The organism is Nitrosomonas cryotolerans ATCC 49181 (assembly GCF_900143275.1).
Taxonomy (GTDB): Bacteria; Pseudomonadota; Gammaproteobacteria; order Burkholderiales; family Nitrosomonadaceae; genus Nitrosomonas; species Nitrosomonas cryotolerans.
This window is the reverse complement of record NZ_FSRO01000001.1, coordinates 2635808-2650119: the sequence shown is the minus strand read 5'-3', so window position 1 is coordinate 2650119 and position 14312 is coordinate 2635808. Positions and strand designations below refer to the sequence as shown.

The window sequence follows — 14312 nt, the reverse complement described above, 5'->3', positions numbered from 1 at the left end:
GAAAGTGAAGGATGAAACTCTGCGAGCAGGAATAGAAAGTAAAAAGACAAAAACTGGCTATTTATATTCTTTATCCCCTTTGTATCGTGTGATGATGAGCTGGCGGCTCGTTCCTTTTTTTATTGCTGCTTTGGTGCTAGTCCCTATTAGTGTTATTGTTTCATCGTTTTTTACTCCTGCCAGTGATATCTGGCAACACCTGGTAGAGACAACGTTGCCGATTTTACTAGCTAATACTTTCTGGCTAGGATTAGGTGTTATTATGGGCACCGGGTTGTTGGGAGTTAGTCTTGCTTGGTTTACAGCAGTATACGAATTTCCGGGGCGGGAGTTTCTCTCATGGGCTTTGCTGTTGCCACTTGCGATGCCTGCCTATGTGACCGCATTTGTCGCTTTGGGGCTATTTGATTATACCGGCCCAATACAAACAACATTACGTGCCTGGTTCGAGGCAGATCTGCATTGGTTTCCAGATGTACGCAGTAGGTTAGGCGTTATTATTATTATGACGCTGGCATTTTATCCCTATGTTTATCTGTTGGCTCGTAATGCTTTTCTTACTCAGGGTAAGCGCTCATTGGAAGCAGCCCAATCATTAGGTTTTAGCCGTATACAAGGATTTTTTAAGGTTGCATTGCCAATGGCGCGTCCTTGGATAGCGGGTGGCATGATGCTTGTCTTAATGGAGACCTTGGCTGACTTTGGTACTGTTGCAGTATTTAATTACGATACATTTACTACGGCCATTTATAAGGCCTGGTTTAGTATGTTTTCCCTGTCTGCTGCATCTCAGCTTGCTTCCTTGCTAATTATTATTGTCTTCATATTAATTTTTCTGGAACAGCAATTTCGCTTACGCATGCGTTATGCTGAAGCTAAGAGAAGTCAACGTGCAGATCGGATTCAGCTTACTGGCTGGCGTGTTTGGTTGGTAATGAGCATTATCTTGGTGGTCTTGTTTTTTGCATTTTTGTTACCGGTGATACAACTGAGTATTTGGGCCGTACAATCATTTGTACAGAGTTTTGACCACCGCTACTTAGAATTTCTTTGGCATTCATTACTGTTGTCTGGGCTTGCTGTTTTAATTACTTGTTTAGCTGCGATACTCATGGTTTATGCTACGCGTCGTTATCCCGGTAGTGCGATATATTTTGCGGTACGTATAGCTACGATTGGTTATGCATTACCTGGCGCGGTATTGGCAATAGGTGTTTTTGTACCTATTGTCTGGCTAGACAATCAGTTAAATGAATTGATTATGGAGCTATTTCATATTGAAGCTGGATTATTGATTCAAGGTACACTTGTTATCATGTTGATTGCCTATATGATACGTTTTCTGGCAGTTGGCCATTATCCCATAGACGGTGCAATGCAACGCATTACGCGCAGTATCGATGAAGCCGCGATGGGATTGGGTCTGCATGGATGGCCGATGATACGAAAAATACATTTGCCAATATTGAAAACAGGTATTTTTACGGCAGCCACACTGGTGTTTGTAGATGTCATGAAAGAAATGCCGATTACCTTGATGACGCGTCCTTTTGGCTGGGATACGCTTGCCGTTCGAATTTTTGAAATGACTTCGGAGGGAGAGTGGGAGCAAGCCGCATTACCTTCTATCACAATTGTGCTGGCAGGGTTGGTGCCAATCATACTGTTTATGCGACAAACTGAGAAATAATAGTATGAGTAGAATCTTACTTAAGCTTGAACATATCCGCCATACCTACGGCAAACAAGTTGTAATTAATGACTTATCATTGACATTGAAAGAGGGCGATATTGGTTGTTTGTTAGGTCCAAGCGGATGTGGTAAAACGACGGTGTTGCGCTGTATCGCCGGATTTGAGGCAATATCGGCAGGAGAGATTCTACTGAATGAGATGAGAGTAAGTAGCGCAGCTTCGTTTTTATCTCCAGAACAAAGACATATGGGTATGGTTTTTCAGGATTATGCTTTGTTTCCTCATCTTACGGTTGTTGAGAATATCGGTTTTGGTCTGCATCGTATGCTTAAGGCAGAACGTGAACAGCGTATAGCTGAGTTGCTAAAAATAGTAGGCTTAGTGGATGTGCCTAGCAAATATCCACATGAATTATCTGGCGGCCAGCAGCAACGTGTGGCGCTTGCGCGTGCTTTGGCTCCTAGACCTGATCTTCTGTTATTAGATGAACCTTTTTCCAATCTGGATGTGAGCTTACGTGAGCGTTTAAGCTTGGAAGTTCGTGATATTTTAAAAAATCAAGGTATGACGGCTATTTTAGTAACGCACGATCAGGATGAAGCGTTTGCTATTGCTGATGAAATAGGTGTCATGTATGAAGGTGAGATCCAGCAATGGGATACTGCATATAATCTTTATCATCGACCGGCTAACCGTTTTGTTGCGAATTTTATTGGCCAGGGAATATTTGTTCCTGGAAAAATAATTGATTTACAACAGGTCGAGATTGAGTTGGGTGTTTTGAAAGGTGAGATTTCACATCAACCTGTATCAGATTGCGATGTATACAAAAAAGGCGGTATTGTGGACGTATTGCTCCGCCCAGATGATATTGTTCACGATGATACGAGTCCTTTGCAGGCATCGGTGGTACATAAGGCTTTTCGTGGTGCGGATATTTTATATACATTGCGCCTGGCTGACGGTGATATTGTATTATCACTGGTACCCAGTCATCATAATCATGCTATCGGTGAGAAAATCGGAATTAAGCTGGAAGCAGATCATGTGGTTGTATTTAATCGATTTGAATCGTAATCCACTTGTTTAATTTCATATAATTGGAACATCAGCTTTAACTAAAAATTTAAATTGAATCACGGAATTTATCATTATTTTTTCTTCTCTGTTGTCCACAGAAGAAATGATGCTTCCCTTTTATCTGTTTTTTCTATAGCATACTGAGCTAATAGGTTTTATACTCAGTTGCTACAACATTATTCTTACTCATTCCAGCTGAATTAGATTCGGGATAATGTTGTGGCATGTCGCTATCTTTACTAGATTATTAAAATGAGGTTTATATGAGTCAGCATATTCATTACGTTACCGATGCTACTTTTGATACGGAGGTATTGCAGTCAGCTGCTCCCGTACTGGTAGACTACTGGGCAGAGTGGTGTGGTCCATGTAAAATGATAGCGCCGATATTGGATGAAATAGCGGGTGAATACGCTGATCGTCTCAAGGTAGCGAAGCTTAATATCGATGAGAATCAGGATACACCACCGAAATATGGCATTCGTGGTATTCCGACATTGATGTTGTTCAAAGGCGGGAGTATTGTAGCAACTAAGGTTGGCGCTCTGTCAAAATCTCAATTAACTGCATTTATTGACAGTCACATATAAGTCAAATTAGCCTTGCAGACAAGCGAATATGTCGGCTAAATAACCTGATAAAAGCCGTAACGTCTGTTTTAATCATCCCGTCAGCAGCAACTTTCCTCCCAATGTTGTTACCTTTCATGTAAAGTTTTTATTATCTACGAGCTTCTTCATGCGTTTATCTGATCTTAAGCATCTTCATGTTACTGAATTAATAAAAATTGCTGTCACTAATGAAATTGACGGCGCTAATCGTCTGCGAAAACAGGATTTAATCTTTGCACTGCTTAAGAATCAGGCACGTAAAGGTGAAAGTATTTTTGGTGAAGGAACCCTGGAAGTTCTACAGGATGGTTTCGGTTTTTTACGTTCGCCCGATACGTCATATCTTGCGGGACCTGATGATATCTACATTTCTCCTAGTCAGATTCGGCGCTTTAATTTACATACGGGCGATTCGGTGGATGGTGAAATTCGTCCGCCCAAGGATGGCGAGCGTTACTTTGCATTGGTAAAGGTTGATAAAGTAAATAGTGAGTCTCCAGAGCATTCGAAACATAAAATCCTGTTTGAGAATCTGACGCCGCTATTTCCAACTGAGCGATTGATGCTTGAACGTGACATTAAAGCGGAAGAGAATATTACGAGCCGTATCATTGATTTGATAGCTCCGATTGGAAAAGGGCAGCGTGGTTTGCTAGTCGCCAGTCCAAAATCAGGTAAAACTGTGATGCTTCAACATATTGCCCATTCGATTGCGGCTAATCATCCTGATGTTATTTTGATGGTGTTATTAATAGATGAACGTCCCGAGGAAGTGACTGAAATGATTCGTTCAGTCAAAGGTGAAGTGATTTCATCGACCTTTGATGAATCAGCCATGCGGCATGTGCAGGTAGCAGACATGGTAATTGAGAAGGCTAAACGATTGATTGAGCATAAAAAGGATGTCGTGATATTGCTTGATTCAATCACACGCTTAGCGCGCGCATATAATACGGTGGTGCCTGCTTCTGGAAAAGTATTGACAGGTGGTGTTGATGCACATGCATTGCAACGTCCTAAGCGTTTCTTTGGTGCTGCGCGTAACATCGAGGAAGGTGGTTCCCTGACCATTATTGCTACTGCATTGATTGATACTGGTTCGCGTATGGATGATGTAATCTATGAGGAATTTAAAGGTACCGGGAATATGGAAATTCATCTTGACAGGCGTATGGCTGAAAAGCGGATCTACCCTGCCATTAATGTTAATCGATCCGGTACACGTAGGGAAGAACTGTTGATTAAACCAGATGATCTGCAAAAGATCTGGGTGCTGAGAAAATTATTGTATCCTATGGATGACATGGATGCGATGGCATTCCTGCTGGATAAAATTAAAGCGACAAAAAATAACGCTGATTTTTTTGATTCAATGCGTCGGGTATGACTGTAAATTGTTGTGGTTGCACCCGTACACACATTAAAGGATAATATCGGGCTTCTGTAACCTGCACTTGCGGGATAGAAGTAACTTAAGGATACAAAACATGAAAACAGACATTCATCCAGATTATCAAGAAATAACCGTAACATGTAGTTGCGGCAGTGTTTTTAATACACGTTCGACTATGAAGAAGCCATTGAATATTGAAGTATGCTCTATCTGCCATCCGTTCTATACAGGTAAACAGAAAATTGTCGATACTGCCGGTAGAGTTGAGAAGTTCCGCCAGAAATATGGCAATCAGATGCCAAAATAAACAATCGCTTAATTTGTTTTATATTATTGACGAACTTCTCAGTGAGGACATCCATGGTGTCTGATCCCTGTTATGCTGATGTTATTCCGTCGAAATAAGTATGTCGTTTATATGAGCTATTGCGACGTACTTTTAAATGGCAACCATCCGCATCAGTAATGTACAGCTAACCAGATGGTCTCATGATCTGGATCTGTCCAGTCGACTTTATGTTTTTTATGAGGGGGAATACTAACAAAATCTCCCTCATTGAGATGCATCGGTGCTTCGTTTTCAAAAGAAAGTATTGCCCTACCTTTCAAAACTAAAATCCATTCGCTTTTTTCCTGATCATACCAGCCGAATGCTGGAGATCTGTGGCCTTTTGAAATAATCCTTTCTATTTTTACGTCTTTATTTTTCACAAGTTGCTCAAATAATTCCTGCTCAGGATGATAAGGTGTCGCTGCATATATGTTCTTTGGTTTCATTATTGTTTAGCCTTATAAATTGAGAGAGTGGAGCTTGGTTATGATGTATTATTTTGGATCATCATACTGGCCATTAGAAGATTGATATGAGAGATGGTGTGAGTATATCGGATGTGTGATCGTGGTTTGTATTAAACCGGAATAATAATGATTTTTTGGTTAGTCCATGTTCTATTCTCATAGGAAGAATCGGTTTTTCTATATTACCAAAGCGTTGTTGGATAGTCGTGAGCGTAATCATTTTATTTGATCATGAGATTATTTTGCACAAAAATGCAGTTTTTTCTTATTTGGTTCTGATGCTTGTTGCTCTTCCGTTACGAAGAGATTGGTTTTTTCTTTGATGGGATGAGAGAGATTTTTATTAGCTATGAAAATAATGGGTTGTCCGTGCGGCAGTAGAGAAGTAACGATAAAACGGCCGAGGATCGATCGAGGGTCTTCTTGCGGGGATAATAACAAAAAATATATTGATTGTTGTGGACGCTATTTAGATGCCGGAGAGATTGCTCTCACGGCAGAAGTATTGATGCGCTCGCGTTACACGGCCTATTCATTGGGCCGTGAAGATTATCTACTTGCGACTTGGTACCATAGCACACGTCCAGCTCTCTTTGAACTGAAAAATGGATCATGTAACACATGGCTGGGATTAGAAGTGAAGCGTCATGAACAATTGACGCTGGATTATGCAATCGTGGAATTTGTGGCGCGCTACAAGGTGAATGGTCGTGCTTGTCGTTTGCATGAAACCAGTCGTTTCGTGCGTAAAGTGGGGCAGTGGTTTTATGTCGATGGAGATATCGCCTGAGATCGACGGATATAGTTATGAATTCGATTACTAGCTGCTGAGTTGCTGTCACTTTTGAAAGGAACCTTCCTGATCTAAATCTGATTGTCCTGGCGCGACAGCGTTTTAGAAGGTGTTATGAGTAATGCTTCTTTAACGGTGGTTGTAGTGCTTGTCTATTTACAACCCGTATCGGATGATAATTTATCTGGATTGTCAATGCGAGTCACCAACAATTGATCTACCTTATAGGCGTCGATATCGACTACTTCAAATTTAAACCCGGCATAGTTAACAAAGTCGGTGCGCTTGGGAATTTTACGCAACATATACATCATAAAACCAGCAATTGTTTCATAGTTCTGGCTGTGGGGAAATTCTTCAATACCGAAGGCACGCATAACATCCGTAATGGGCGTCACGCCATCGACCAGCCAAGAGTTGCTATCACGGGCAATGATCTGTTCTTCACTTTCATGCAATGACCAGGCGCCCATTACTGCGCGTTGCAGATCATTGGTAGTCGCAATACCAACCACTAAGGCATATTCATTCATCACTACTGCAAAATCGGCACGGCTATTCTTAAAATACTCCATTGATTCAGATAAACTTAAGGTATCAGGAATGATTAGACAATTATGTACCAGCGAGTTATCTTTGAGTGTGATTTTTTCACCATTAATGACCCTGATCAGCAGTTCTTTGGCATCAACAAATCCTCTAATCATGTCAAGTTGACCATCACAAACCAAGAATTTTGTATGTGGTTCCTCAGCAATTTTACGTTTGATATCGGCTTCACTGTCTTGTAGTAGAAAGTAAACTAAGCTCTCCCTCGCTGTCATGGCAGAAGTGACGGAAACGGTTTGCATTTCAAATGCATTCTCCATTATTTGCTGCTCACCCTTATCCAGTACGCCCGCTTCAGCACCTGCATCCATTACGGCATAGATATCATCTGAGGTGATTTCATCGTTACGCGTTGTTTGTATTCGAAATAAATGAAATATTCCTGTTGCTGCGCTATTAAATAACCAAACTAGCGGTCTGAGCACAACAATGCACCCCATCATGGGGCCAACAAGAGTTACCGCCACACGTTCAGGAATCGCCATGGCAATACGCTTAGGCATAAGATCAGCAACTAAAATAAACAAGCTGGTTACCAGCGTGAAGGAAAGAACAAAGCTTAACTGTGTTAGCCAGGGGTCATTTAGCCATGGTACGAGTAATATGTGAAAATAGGGAGTGAATGCTGATTCGCCCACAATGCCACCCATAATCGCTACGGCATTGAGTCCAATTTGTACAACAGTAAAAAAATTGCCCGGATGTGCTTGTAAATGCAATACTTTCTCTGCTCTAGCATCGCCTTCATCCGACATTTGGCGCAAACGAATTTTTCGAGAGGCTGCCAGTGCAATTTCTGACATGGAAAAGAAGCAACTGGTACCGATCAAACCCGAAATAATTATTACGTTATCAAAAAAGTTCATTTAACACCTTATTGGTCCTAACAATCTCGCTTGAGCAGTATAGCGAGCACCTGCAATTTGAAATATCATTTCTTGGTCATTTGCTTACACAAGAAAATCAGCATTGCTTGATCGGTTAAGGACTTCTCCTCTCGTGATACGACAATGGTAAACAATAATGTATGATGCCAGCATATGAGACATTGATTATATCCGCTTATCCTTTGTCGCTATATGCTAATTGGCTGTTTCAAAATACCTTCGAGTCCTGTCGCCTAATTTAATTGTTCGCGCTTTGATGTAAAAGATTGGCTATTTTTAGAACCGTAGTCTGAATACTGCGTAAGCAGTGATTAAATTAGTGTGGCAAGTGGATTATCGTATCTGGCGAATGGCGTCAGGTGCGATACTGTTATATTTAGTAATGATAATGTGCGCCAATACCGAGATATTCAACTTTATCAATATAAAATTGGCCGGTGGGGGAGTTGCCGTTAAAATATTCCAGCAAAAATTGCAGTTTTCTGCCAAATATCTGAAAGTTTTCAAATTGAACGCCGGCTCTGGCAGAGATATCTGTGTTCCAACTGTTTTGTTCATGATTCTTGAAATCAACGGCTAGTATGGGTTTCATTTTTGCAAAATGGATGCGCCATGGGCTATTGAATTCAACACCGTATTGAATTGACCAGGGTTTAATTGTTGAGGGCTCTTTGTGGAAGATGCCGCCCCCGCCGCCATAAATACGTATTCCGTATGGCAAGTCATACGAAAGTCTGAGATCCATCCCTTCATAGCTTAGATTGATACGCTGCAGGTCAGTCTGAGTGCGCAGTAAGAATTCATCTCCAAGATGCGAACTCTGATGATAAATACGTGCAAAGGCAGAAAATTTACCCGTTCGCATGCTGGAATAAATCGATGCAATAAAGTCGCTGTTGATCAGGTCAGATGATTCTGCGTCAAGATTAAAATCACTGAAAACAGCAGCTTGAAGGCCAGTTTCCCATTGTACGGTGGATTGATCTAAGGTGGCACGATAGAATGGGATCGTTTCACCAAAACTTACCGATCCATTATTATTTCCATCCAGATTATTTCCAACATAATTACGATAAGCAGCTGAAAAATGTGCCCATCTCGGATCAGCTAACAATGGTTTGAATAGATGGCCTGTAGGTAGCAGGCCTGTCGGAAAAAGTACTGAGTCTGTCGTCGCGAGGCTGACGGGCACTTTTAAATCTTCTGTTGCTAATGGAGGCTTGCCAATTGGTGGGTTGGCAGGGTCCAATAACTCTACTGCAATTACACCAGGGATTGCTGACAGTATTTGTAGCACCTGAGCCTGGTTTTTAGTTGTTAAAACACCATCTGGTATAGTGATGACCCCATTATTTACAACTATGGAAGAAAGATCCAGTGTGAAATCACGGCTGAGAGCTCCAGCTGCATAACCGGCGATATAAACATCATTGGGTATCACCGCATTGGAAACGGAAGGCATCCATAAGATAACCACTGTGAAGAAGATAATAAACCGTACCGTATTCTTTTTAAACATGCTTCCCTTGTCTAATGTTTTTAGTCAGTGTATCGCTTGTAACAAAGCAGCCATCATCAGTTTTTTCTGTAACAGTTATAGTAGTGAATGGAGCATTCAGTATTGGTACACGCAGAGATAATTGTTTTAATACCTATTGCAAATCAATATTGTCAGTTATCAGTACCATGTTTATTGTACTGCATGCAATTTCCAGTTGCTAAGGGAAAAGGCAGCCGTTTTCGATATCAGTCTGCTAAAGGTTGGTTGTGATTAAGTTTTTGGCCAACGTATAAATTTCAATGCAGACCCAAACCGGGACCCGAATTTTCATTAGAAAAGCACACATTGTTCTGATGGCGGTTTATCTCGGTGTTTATTCCTTCGGAGATAAATCTGTATTAAGAAATTCAGTGTACTCTAACGTAGTGTCGCGCGTTGTAAGCTGATTTATTGACTTTATTTGGCTGACGGTCGTTGTTATAAATATATAGAACTGTAAAATAAAATATTGCCTGAGTTCGTGAACTTACCTGAGTCTACGGGTTGGTTAAAAAAGATCAGTTTTTAAAAATCATGCCGATAATTCTATTTTTGTTTTACAAAAACGAGGTTCTGCAAGAATATCAGAAATACAATAGGGCAATACCCTGTTGTAACCTGCTTACAGCAGTTATGTATAGGTTTTTTGAAGGAAAGAAACCTTTGCAAAACTCTAATGGCTTAAAAAATCAATTATTTATAATCAATAGGATAGGACTTCTGGCAGGGGATTTTGCAAAGGTCCCAGGAAATATACCTATTCTTGCTGGTGAATGACCTATTTTAAGACCGCTGCATAACTGTGTTTTTAAGCTGTTCTGATTACTTGCAGCATTGATAAATCAAACACTTAAAAATCTTGCCCAACCCGAGATAACCAGTTATGCAGCGGTCTTATTTTGAGAGTTAATGCATCATTATGAAATTTATTACGTTACTATTATTGCTATTCACTCCAATAATATCTTCTGCAGAGAATTTTCTGATCAATAGTAATAAGCTATTTGATTTTGCTGAAAAATCCTATCCTGAATATTTTAGTCCTGCTGGCGTGACAACGACTACCTTGGACCAGTATCTAGTCCGTTATTATCCAGATACTGATAACTATATCGGCACTAAAGGCGAAGAAGTCTATGTTTATGGAAATATTTTTAATGGATTGTTGAGATCGGGCGTCATTTCGGATCATATTGAATTAGAAGCTGATGGGGATGAACTATTAGCTCAATTATTTGCAAATATTCAAGGTGATGTACAAGTTTATGGTAATGGTGTTGTCGTTTCTATTTTATCGGATGATCTTGTTGGCAGCCGACATCAGAGATTTATCGTTGAATTAAAATCAAAACAAACACTGTTGATTGCTCATAATATAGATTTGGCTCCAAGAATTGATACGTTATCTTTAGATGACCAAATTGAATTTTATGGTGAATATGAATGGAATGATAAAGGCGGCGTTATCCATTGGACGCATCATGATCCTGAAGAAATGCATGTGAATGGTTGGATTTTTCATAATAATATTATCTATCAATGATTCGATATTAGAAAAATTTTTTCAAATAGCTCGCGCCCATTTTCTAACTTTTTATTTCACCGAGAAAAACAAAATTACAACCGATAAAGGTGCGCTATCGTTATTAGATTTGTAATACTTGTATCAATAAAAAACAGGTTAGGTGAGACTACAGCTTTTCAATGAAGAAGATTGATACGTTTGTGCTCAATGTGCTGGGCTGATAAGGCTTTTGATCTCAAGCCGGTGAAAATAGTGCTCGCTGATATGAACCCAGATTTTCCATTAGGAATTTCCCAATAACGAAAAACTAATGGAATGAATAGCCTACATCAAAACAATCAGGAAGAAAAACTTGCAAATTAAAGCAACCATAATTTAGAGAATTCCAAATGTATTCAATAGGTTCTCCTAATGGAAAATTTGGGATGAAAAGCGAGGACGACGGATTAGCAAAACTGACCATCGAGCTGGAAGTAATCAAGAGCGCAACTGAACGGCGTTATAAAGCAGTTAAAAAAGTTTTTTCCGCTGAATTTTTCATTATTAGATTGTTGCCACAAGATGCAGGCCAGGAAACAGGAATGACTGATTTGGATTGCAGGATATCGTTATTAACAGCAATTATCCGGAATCAAACAAAATTAGTTTTGAGTTTTTACTAAAGCGTTACGTTTGAAACTACTGGATAAGACAAGCGGCTTCGGAAAAGAATACTTAAAACTGCCGATGAGTGAGATTCAGATCAGATACAGCTAGAAAGAGATTGCCGATATTTAATCTGTGTTTGCACATGCTGTTGCAGCATAAAAATAGATATTTTCAATAGAATGTCCAGATTTGCACCAAATTAAATTGGCTCCCCGACCAGGGCTCGAACCTGGGACCTGCGGATTAACAGTCCGTCGCTCTACCAACTGAGCTATCAGGGATCTGGAAAGGTTGTTATCATAGCGTGTTGAGTTACGTTGGTCAACCTTCTTGTACATATCGGTATTACATGTGTTTCAAGAATTCAAATGGATCGTTTTTTCCTAAAAAATAGGGGTAGTGCCCATTTACCATTGATCCAATTTTGGAACCATGAAACTGTAGCAGTATGGTACCTTGTTGCCGGATTTCTTATTCCTGATAATCCATTGCGGTATATTAAGAGATCTGCCAGTATTCGCATGATTATTTGCACCAGATGAGTTAGATTGCTATTACCAATTTGAACAATACAATTATGTTATTCAACAATTAGATATGGATGCTTCTTTTTCGAAAGATCGGCCACAACCCGATCAGGTGTTAGTGGATATTGCACGTTATGTAGTGAATCATCGTATTCAAAGCAATTATGCTTATGATATCGCACGTAATTGTTTGATGGATACATTAGGGTGTGGCCTGGAGGCGTTATCCTATCCAGCATGCACTCAATTATTAGGACCCGTCGTGTCAGGAAGCGTTGTACCTAATGGTGCCAGAGTTCCCGGAACACGGTTCCAACTTGACCCAGTACAAGCTGCATTTAATATTGGCACAATGATTCGCTGGCTTGATTTCAATGATACTTGGCTGGCTGCAGAATGGGGGCATCCATCGGATAATCTGGGTGGAATACTAGCAACGGCTGACTGGCTTTCACGTAATGCACGTACAACTGGCGGAAAATTATTGACGATGCATGATGTGCTAACCGCAATGATTAAAGCACATGAAATTCAAGGCTGTTTAGCATTGGAAAATAGTTTCAATCAAGTGGGGCTGGATCATGTATTGCTGGTAAAAGTTGCTTCTGCGGCAGTTGTGATGCATTTGCTGGGCGGTGATATGAATCAGGTTATCAATGCGCTCTCTCAGGCGTGGGTGGATGGGCAACCACTGCGCACTTATCGCCAGTTCCCCAATACGGGTTCGCGTAAATCCTGGGCTGCAGGTGATGCGACGAGTCGCGCAGTATGGCTCGCATTAATCACCCTTAAAGGTGAGATGGGTTATCCTTCCGCGCTAACGGCCCAAACCTGGGGTTTCTATGATGTGCTATTCAGAGGGAAACCATTCCGTTTTCAACGGCCAATTGCTCAATGGGATGCTTATGTAATGGAGAATATCTTATTCAAGGTTTCATTTCCTGCTGAATTTCATGCTCAAACAGCGGTGGAGTGTGCGATGCAGTTACATCCACTGGTAACAGCACAAATAGACCATGTTAAAAAAATTACGATCCGCACTCATGAAGCCGCGATACGTATTATTGACAAACAGGGGCCACTGAATAATCCGGCTGATCGCGATCATTGTATGCAATATATGGTTGCTATTGCATTGCTATTTGGCCGGCTTACCGCAGTTGATTATGAGGATAAGATGGCTGCCGACCCGCGCATTGATCAATTGCGTGAAAAAATATTCTGTATGGAAGATCAACAATTTACTCGGGACTATCATGATCCAGGGAAGCGTTCCATTGCCAATGGAATCATAATAGAATTAAAAGATGGCAGTACTCTGGGAGAAGTTGTGGTGCACTATCCTGTGGGACATAAGCGGCGTCGTGACGAAGCGATTTCATTGTTGGAGACTAAATTTAAAGCGAATCTTGCCCGTTGTTTTCCGTTTGAACAACAACAAGCGATCTTTAATTTATGCCGAGATGCAAAAAAACTGGAGGTAACGCCAGTGGATGAGTTTGTCGATATGTTTGCAGCCGGATGATAAGACGCTTTATTACCAGGAGGGCGGTGAGATACTAAAACGAGTTGCATACTTGATCGCAAGATCATCGAATGTATGCATATCGTCACAGAAACGATGGTATGCAAATAATAGATTCCACATTTCTTCAATTCCTGAGCTACTGTCGGCTGTCTTTTCCAGATTATCGATAAAGCGAGCAATCCCTGTTATTTTTAATCGGATACGATCATGCGGTAGTTGGGTGAAGAGATTTGTTAGTGCCTTGATGCCACTGATATCAGTACTTTGTACGCGGGAAAAATCTAATACAGCGCCATCCCGTGATGTGCAGGCTTCAAGTATCGCTGGAATTTCTGGTAGTGATTGACATGTAATTCTTTGGGGTATTTCGAAGGTTATATCGGATGAATCCGGGGGTTGTTTTTCTTGACCAAGCTCGGCGAATATGGGGGTTTTGAAACAATTTTCATATCGACTCTTCAAGGCGCTAAAGTCATTTATGCGATTGGTGCCCAGATAAAATGAAGCTAGCAATTGCCAGCCCGCCTCCTTCATAACGTTAGTTTCCAGTGCTTGTTCAAGAGTACGAATAGAGGTTTCAATTTCGGCCGTAATCTGTCTGATCAGATCTGTTGAGTCGGGAGGGAGTGCTCCTGGTGAAGTAAAATCCAGTGCAATCTTATTTGCTCTCATCATGGCT

The 14312-nt window shown here is 40.8% G+C and carries 13 protein-coding genes and 1 tRNA gene; 9 read left to right on the top strand and 5 right to left on the bottom strand.

All coding sequences use genetic code 11. The features are described from left to right. Positions 1-91 precede the first annotated feature (91 nt). The 5 genes from BUQ89_RS11815 to rpmE all read left to right on the top strand — a co-directional run bounded on the left by BUQ89_RS11815 (position 92) and on the right by rpmE (position 5085). A complete protein-coding gene (locus tag BUQ89_RS11815; RefSeq protein WP_028460836.1) occupies positions 92-1690 on the top strand; it encodes an ABC transporter permease in 1599 nt (532 codons plus the stop codon). Between the two features lie 4 nt (positions 1691-1694). Beyond that, positions 1695-2771 carry an ABC transporter ATP-binding protein gene (locus BUQ89_RS11810; RefSeq protein ID WP_028460837.1) on the top strand — a complete coding sequence of 359 codons (1077 nt, stop codon included), beginning with the start codon at positions 1695-1697 and terminating at the stop codon, positions 2769-2771. 266 nt (positions 2772-3037) lie between these two features. Then, entirely contained in the window at positions 3038-3364 is a 327-nt protein-coding gene (gene trxA / locus BUQ89_RS11805; RefSeq protein WP_028460838.1) for a thioredoxin TrxA, read from the top strand. 148 nt (positions 3365-3512) lie between these two features. Then, complete coding sequence (rho, locus tag BUQ89_RS11800) at positions 3513-4772, top strand: transcription termination factor Rho (protein WP_028460839.1); 1260 nt, start codon at positions 3513-3515, stop codon at positions 4770-4772. Between the two features lie 100 nt (positions 4773-4872). After that, positions 4873-5085 carry a 50S ribosomal protein L31 gene (rpmE, locus tag BUQ89_RS11795; protein ID WP_028460840.1) on the top strand — a complete coding sequence of 71 codons (213 nt, stop codon included), beginning with the start codon at positions 4873-4875 and terminating at the stop codon, positions 5083-5085. 152 nt (positions 5086-5237) lie between these two features. On the opposite strand, the gene BUQ89_RS11790 is transcribed toward rpmE, so the two are convergent. Then, on the bottom strand, positions 5238-5555 hold the full coding sequence (locus BUQ89_RS11790; protein WP_028460841.1) for a cupin domain-containing protein: 318 nt from the start codon (positions 5553-5555) through the stop codon (positions 5238-5240). A 370-nt stretch (positions 5556-5925) separates the two neighbouring features. Here BUQ89_RS11790 and BUQ89_RS11785 point away from each other — a divergent pair, with 370 nt between their 5' ends. Further along, positions 5926-6366 carry a YchJ family protein gene (locus tag BUQ89_RS11785; RefSeq protein ID WP_074202614.1) on the top strand — a complete coding sequence of 147 codons (441 nt, stop codon included), beginning with the start codon at positions 5926-5928 and terminating at the stop codon, positions 6364-6366. 155 nt (positions 6367-6521) lie between these two features. On the opposite strand, the gene paeA is transcribed toward BUQ89_RS11785, so the two are convergent. Together paeA and BUQ89_RS11775 are read right to left on the bottom strand one after the other, a co-directional pair. Next, positions 6522-7844 carry a polyamine export protein PaeA gene (gene paeA, locus BUQ89_RS11780; RefSeq protein WP_028460843.1) on the bottom strand — a complete coding sequence of 441 codons (1323 nt, stop codon included), beginning with the start codon at positions 7842-7844 and terminating at the stop codon, positions 6522-6524. A 397-nt stretch (positions 7845-8241) separates the two neighbouring features. Beyond that, complete coding sequence (locus tag BUQ89_RS11775; protein WP_036572585.1) at positions 8242-9384, bottom strand: DUF1207 domain-containing protein; 1143 nt, start codon at positions 9382-9384, stop codon at positions 8242-8244. Positions 9385-10324: 940 nt separating this feature from the next. Between BUQ89_RS11775 and BUQ89_RS13310 the strand changes: the two genes are divergently transcribed. Both BUQ89_RS13310 and BUQ89_RS11760 read left to right on the top strand, forming a co-directional pair. Continuing rightward, positions 10325-10948: a DUF3465 domain-containing protein gene (locus BUQ89_RS13310; RefSeq protein ID WP_083399495.1), complete on the top strand. Its 624-nt coding sequence runs from the start codon at positions 10325-10327 to the stop codon at positions 10946-10948. 371 nt (positions 10949-11319) lie between these two features. Next, on the top strand, positions 11320-11592 hold the full coding sequence (locus BUQ89_RS11760; RefSeq protein ID WP_143772774.1) for a hypothetical protein: 273 nt from the start codon (positions 11320-11322) through the stop codon (positions 11590-11592). 191 nt (positions 11593-11783) lie between these two features. On the opposite strand, the gene BUQ89_RS11755 is transcribed toward BUQ89_RS11760, so the two are convergent. Then, positions 11784-11859: transfer RNA gene (locus BUQ89_RS11755), tRNA-Asn, on the bottom strand. A 316-nt stretch (positions 11860-12175) separates the two neighbouring features. On the opposite strand from BUQ89_RS11755, the gene BUQ89_RS11750 reads away from it, so the two are divergent. Then, positions 12176-13630, top strand: coding sequence for a bifunctional 2-methylcitrate dehydratase/aconitate hydratase (locus tag BUQ89_RS11750; protein ID WP_028460848.1), 1455 nt, complete (start codon positions 12176-12178; stop codon positions 13628-13630). Between the two features lie 12 nt (positions 13631-13642). Here the strand turns inward: BUQ89_RS11750 and BUQ89_RS11745 are convergent, their stop codons facing one another. Then, entirely contained in the window at positions 13643-14308 is a 666-nt protein-coding gene (locus BUQ89_RS11745) for an STAS domain-containing protein (RefSeq protein ID WP_143071205.1), read from the bottom strand. Positions 14309-14312: the final 4 nt, after the last annotated feature.